Source organism: Qipengyuania sp. L-5Y (genome assembly GCF_056859455.1).
Window position 1 is genome coordinate 1 of record NZ_JBSXOM010000005.1, and the last position, 5,763, is coordinate 5,763.

At 53.8% G+C, this 5,763-nt stretch carries 3 tRNA genes and 3 rRNA genes; all 6 read right to left on the minus strand.

The annotated features are described in order from the left end of the window. Positions 1-67: 67 nt before the first annotated feature. Positions 68-144 (minus strand) — tRNA-Met (locus tag AC13F2_RS00075). A 119-nt stretch (positions 145-263) separates the two neighbouring features. Beyond that, positions 264-378: ribosomal RNA gene (gene rrf / locus AC13F2_RS00080) — 5S ribosomal RNA — on the minus strand. Between the two features lie 169 nt (positions 379-547). After that, positions 548-3,339 (minus strand): 23S ribosomal RNA (locus AC13F2_RS00085). A 269-nt stretch (positions 3,340-3,608) separates the two neighbouring features. Continuing rightward, positions 3,609-3,684 (minus strand) — tRNA-Ala (locus AC13F2_RS00090). Between the two features lie 17 nt (positions 3,685-3,701). Then, positions 3,702-3,778 (minus strand) — tRNA-Ile (locus AC13F2_RS00095). A gap of 183 nt (positions 3,779-3,961) precedes the next feature. Continuing rightward, positions 3,962-5,447 (minus strand): 16S ribosomal RNA (locus tag AC13F2_RS00100). The 16S, 23S and 5S rRNA genes sit together here with 3 tRNA genes alongside, the layout of an rRNA operon. Positions 5,448-5,763 lie beyond the last annotated feature (316 nt).

Consider the following 5,763-nt stretch of genomic DNA (forward strand, 5'->3'; position numbering starts at 1 on the left):
GCGCGTCTTTACGGGGGGCATAAAAAAGGGGCTCTGCCTGTTGGCGGAGCCCTTGTTTGTGTTGGTTTGGTTGCGGGGGTTGGATTTGAACCAACGACCTTCAGGTTATGAGCCTGACGAGCTACCGGACTGCTCCACCCCGCGGTACCGTATGTGTGTCTTCTGGATGGTATCCAGAGACGAAAAAGCCGCCGCGCGGTGTGCACCGGCAGCGGCTTTTTTGAAATCGTGAATGGGTTTGTACCGAGCCCGTCTGCTATAATGCCTGGCGACGACCTACTCTTCCAGTGCTTAGGCACTAGTACCATCGGCGCTGTCCGGTTTCACGTCCGAGTTCGAGATGGGATCGGGTGGGTCACAGACGCTATAGCCACCAAGCAATAAAGCAGGCGGGCTGGTCGCCCCTGGGTAAACCCAAGGGGACCGGTTCGGTATTTTAAATCGATGTTTGTTGAGCTTTTGAGGGCTTATCCGGCTTCGAAGTTTCCTCCGATCGCGGACAGCCTGACCTGTGTAAGAACAGGGCTGTCGTTGATGGTATGGATCCTACAAGCGCGAAAAGAACTATTAGGACCGGTTAGCTCCACACATTACTGCGCTTCCACACCCGGCCTATCAACGTCATGGTCTATGACGGTTCGAAGATTGCTTATCTCAAGGGAGGCTTCCCGCTTAGATGCTTTCAGCGGTTATCCCGTCCGTACATAGCTACCCTGCGGCACCCTTGGCAGGATGACAGGTACACCAGAGGTACGTTCACCCCGGTCCTCTCGTACTAGGGGCAACTCCTTTCAACAATCGACGCCCACGGCAGATAGGGACCAAACTGTCTCGCGACGTTCTGAACCCAGCTCACGTACCACTTTAATTGGCGAACAGCCAAACCCTTGGGACCTGCTCCAGCCCCAGGATGTGATGAGCCGACATCGAGGTGCCAAACGATTCCGTCGATATGAGCTCTTGGGAATCATCAGCCTGTTATCCCCGGCGTACCTTTTATCCGTTGAGCGATGGCCCTTCCACGAGGGACCACCGGATCACTATGACCGACTTTCGTCTCTGCTCGACCTGTCGGTCTCGCAGTCAGGCATGCTTATGCCATTGCACTCTTGCAGACGGTTTCCAACCGTCCTGAGCATACCATCGCGCGCCTCCGTTACTCTTTAGGAGGCGACCGCCCCAGTCAAACTACCCGCCACAGAGGGTCCCTACACCGGCTAACGGTGCGAGGTTAGACATCAGAAAATCACAGGGTGGTATTTCACCTATGGCTCCACGACAGCTGGCGCCGTCGCTTCAAAGCCTCCCACCTATGCTACACAGTAATTTCCTAATGCCACTCTGAAGCTGCAGTAAAGGTGCACGGGGTCTTTCCGTCTAACCGCGGGTACTCCGCATCTTCACGGAGAATTCAATTTCGCTGAGCATATCCTGGAGACAGTGGGGAAGTCGTTACGCCATTCGTGCAGGTCGGAACTTACCCGACAAGGAATTTCGCTACCTTAGGACCGTTATAGTTACGGCCGCCGTTTACTCGGGCTTCAATTCGGAGCTTGCACTCCTCCTCTTAACCTTCGAGCACCGGGCAGGCGTCACACCCTATACGTCGTCTTGAAGCCGACTTAGCAGAGTGCTGTGTTTTTGCTAAACAGTCGCTACCCCCTGGCCTGTGCCCCCCACAAAGACTTGCGTCGATATGGGGCCTCCTTCTTCCGAAGGTACGGAGGCAATTTGCCGAGTTCCTTCAGGATACTTCTCTCAAGCGCCTTGGTATACTCTACCTGACCACCTGTGTCGGTTTCGGGTACGGTCTATATGAAGAGGCTATTTCCTGGAACCGCTTGGCTGCCCTCTCAATCCAATAAGAGAAAACAACTTCCACGATCCGTCACACATCTTCAGGCCCACGAATATTTACGTGGTTCCCATCGACTACCCCCTTCGGGCTCGTCTTAGGGGCCGGCTAACCCTGCGCCGATTAGCGTTGCGCAGGAACCCTTGGTCTTTCGGCGAGAGGGCATCTCACCCTCTTTGTCGCTACTCATGTCAGCATTCGCACTTCCGATACGTCCAGAGTCGGTTACCCTTCTCCTTCGCTCGCTTACGGAACGCTCCGCTACCGCTCAGAATAAATTCTGAACCCTAAGCTTCGGTGCATATCTTTAGCCCCGTTACATCTTCGCCGCAGGAACCCTTATTTAGACCAGTGAGCTGTTACGCTTTCTTTAAAGGATGGCTGCTTCTAAGCCAACCTCCTGGTTGTTTTGGGATTCCCACATGCTTTCCCACTTAGATATGACTTGGGGACCTTAGCTGTAGGTTAGGGCTGTTTCCCTTTTGACGACGGACCTTAGCACCCGCCGTCTGTCTGCCGGATAAGACTCGATGGTATTCGGAGTTTGGTTAGGTTTGGTACCGCTCGCGCAGCCCTAGCCCATCCAGTGCTCTACCCCCATCGGCATACATCCGACGCTCTACCTCAATAGATTTCGCGGAGAACCAGCTATTTCCCGGCTTGATTGGCCTTTCACCCCTAAACACAGCTCATCCGAGAATTTTTCAACATTCACCGGTTCGGTCCTCCAGTGCGTGTTACCGCACCTTCAACCTGGCCATGCCTAGATCGCCGGGGTTCGGGTCTAATTCATCGAACTCAGTCGCCCTATTCAGACTCGCTTTCGCTACGCCTACACCTAACGGCTTAAGCTTGCTCGATAAATTAAGTCACTGACCCATTATGCAAGAGGTACGCTGTCACCCCCTATGGGGCTCCAACTGCTTGTAAGCATCCGGTTTCAGGTACTGTTTCACTCCCCTAATCGGGGTGCTTTTCACCTTTCCCTCACGGTACTGTGTTCGCTATCGGTCATGTGCGAGTATTTAGGCTTGGAGGGTGGTCCCCCCATGTTCAGACAGGATTTCACGTGTCCCGCCCTACTCGAGTCCTTCATCATCACTTTCGCATACGGGGCTGTCACCCACTATGGCCACTCTTTCCAAAGTGTTTTGCTAGTTGAAATGAAGGCACTGGCCTGGTCCCGGTTCGCTCGCCACTACTACGGGAATCTCTGTTGATGTCTTTTCCTCCGGGTACTGAGATGTTTCAGTTCCCCGGGTTCGCTTCACCAAACCTATATATTCAGTCTGGTAATACCCTATCCACCTCTTTCCGATCCACCCGAAGGTCGATCGAAAGGAAATGGTGAGGGTGGGTTTCCCCATTCGGAAATCGCCGGATCAAAGTTTGCTCACAACTCCCCGACGCTTATCGCAGCGTGCCACGTCCTTCATCGCCTGCACATGCCAAGGCATCCACCAAATGCTCTTACCTCACGCTTGAGAATCCACACCATCAACGACAGACCTGCATAAAAGTCCGAAGTCTCACGATAGTGCGGAGGAATATCTCAGCCAGATAATCAATTCGATTGATCTTGTTTGTGATGCATACGTCCAATCACCACCAGCCAGAGCCGGTTAGTTGATCAAACCCATGCGCCACGGCATCGATTTAAAAACCCATTCACAATGTCAAAGATCGCAAGGCGCAAATCGCCTCGCTACCGACCGAAGCCGGATAGCTTTTCGTTTCATCTCTGGAGGTTGGCTGGTGGAGCCTATCGGGATCGAACCGATGACCCCCTGCTTGCAAAGCAGGTGCTCTCCCAGCTGAGCTAAGGCCCCGCACCAATTCCAAAACTTGGTAGGTCCGAGTGGATTTGAACCACCGACCTCACCCTTATCAGGGGTGCGCTCTAACCAACTGAGCTACGGACCTACACCACCGTCGACGGCAATAAAGCCGCGAGGGGCGTGAGCCGGCTCAGGCGTCATGCCGCAAGACATACAGCCTTGAGGCAATCTCCAGTGATGAAAGGACATGAGGACGACGGCAATGTTCCATGAAAAGTCGCGAAGCTCTTCCCGGCTCAAGGCCAGGCGCTTTCGTGACAATCCTTAGAAAGGAGGTGATCCAGCCGCAGGTTCCCCTACGGCTACCTTGTTACGACTTCACCCCAGTCGCTGAACCCACCGTGGTCGGCTGCCTCCTAAAAGGTTAGCGCACCGCCTTCGGGTGAATCCAACTCCCATGGTGTGACGGGCGGTGTGTACAAGGCCTGGGAACGTATTCACCGCGGCATGCTGATCCGCGATTACTAGCGATTCCGCCTTCATGCTCTCGAGTTGCAGAGAACAATCCGAACTGAGACATCTTTTGGAGATTAGCTAACCCTCGCGGGATCGCTGCTCACTGTAGATGCCATTGTAGCACGTGTGTAGCCCAGCCTGTAAGGGCCATGAGGACTTGACGTCATCCCCACCTTCCTCCGGCTTATCACCGGCAGTTTCCTTAAAGTGCCCAACTAAATGATGGCAACTAAGGACGAGGGTTGCGCTCGTTGCGGGACTTAACCCAACATCTCACGACACGAGCTGACGACAGCCATGCAGCACCTGTCACTAGGTCCCCGAAGGGAAGAAATCTGTCTCCAGAAGTCGTCCTAGGATGTCAAAGGCTGGTAAGGTTCTGCGCGTTGCTTCGAATTAAACCACATGCTCCACCGCTTGTGCAGGCCCCCGTCAATTCCTTTGAGTTTTAATCTTGCGACCGTACTCCCCAGGCGGATAACTTAATGCGTTAGCTGCGCCACCCAAGCTCCATGAGCCCGGACAGCTAGTTATCATCGTTTACGGCGTGGACTACCAGGGTATCTAATCCTGTTTGCTCCCCACGCTTTCGCACCTCAGCGTCAATAACTGTCCAGTGAGTCGCCTTCGCCACTGGTGTTCTTCCGAATATCTACGAATTTCACCTCTACACTCGGAATTCCACTCACCTCTCCAGTATTCTAGCCATCCAGTTTCAAGGGCAGTTCCGGGGTTGAGCCCCGGGATTTCACCCCTGACTTGAAAAGCCGCCTACGTGCGCTTTACGCCCAGTAATTCCGAACAACGCTAGCTCCCTCCGTATTACCGCGGCTGCTGGCACGGAGTTAGCCGGAGCTTATTCTCCAGGTACTGTCATTATCATCCCTGGTAAAAGAGCTTTACAACCCTAAGGCCTTCATCACTCACGCGGCATTGCTGGATCAGGCTTTCGCCCATTGTCCAATATTCCCCACTGCTGCCTCCCGTAGGAGTCTGGGCCGTGTCTCAGTCCCAGTGTGGCTGATCATCCTCTCAGACCAGCTATGGATCGTCGACTTGGTAGGCCATTACCCCACCAACTATCTAATCCAACGCGGGCCCATCTAAAGGCAATAAATCTTTGGTCCGAAGACATTATCCGGTATTAGCAGTCATTTCTAACTGTTATTCCGAACCTAAAGGCAGGTTCCCACGCGTTACGCACCCGTGCGCCACTAACCCCGAAGGGTTCGTTCGACTTGCATGTGTTAGGCATGCCGCCAGCGTTCGTTCTGAGCCAGGATCAAACTCTCAAGTTTGTGTCACACACCAATCAAGCACGGGGAAAACCCCGCCAGCCAGACTGGCATGAGCTTCAAGGAGCCGATACCTGCACTGTCAAACGTAATGGATACGAATGAACATGCATCACCAAACGCCCGCGTGGTGCGAGCGAAAGATGTGGCAATCGGCTTGAATTAACCGGTTTCCGGAGCCTTAAAATCCCCGGACCGGGCGCCGTCGCCCACATGTCCCTTCATCAAAAATCAACAATGTCAAAGAGCATCCAACAATATCAAGAGGGACAGCTGTCATTCCCCCGATTTACACCGGGGGGCCGGCTGTCCATCTCTG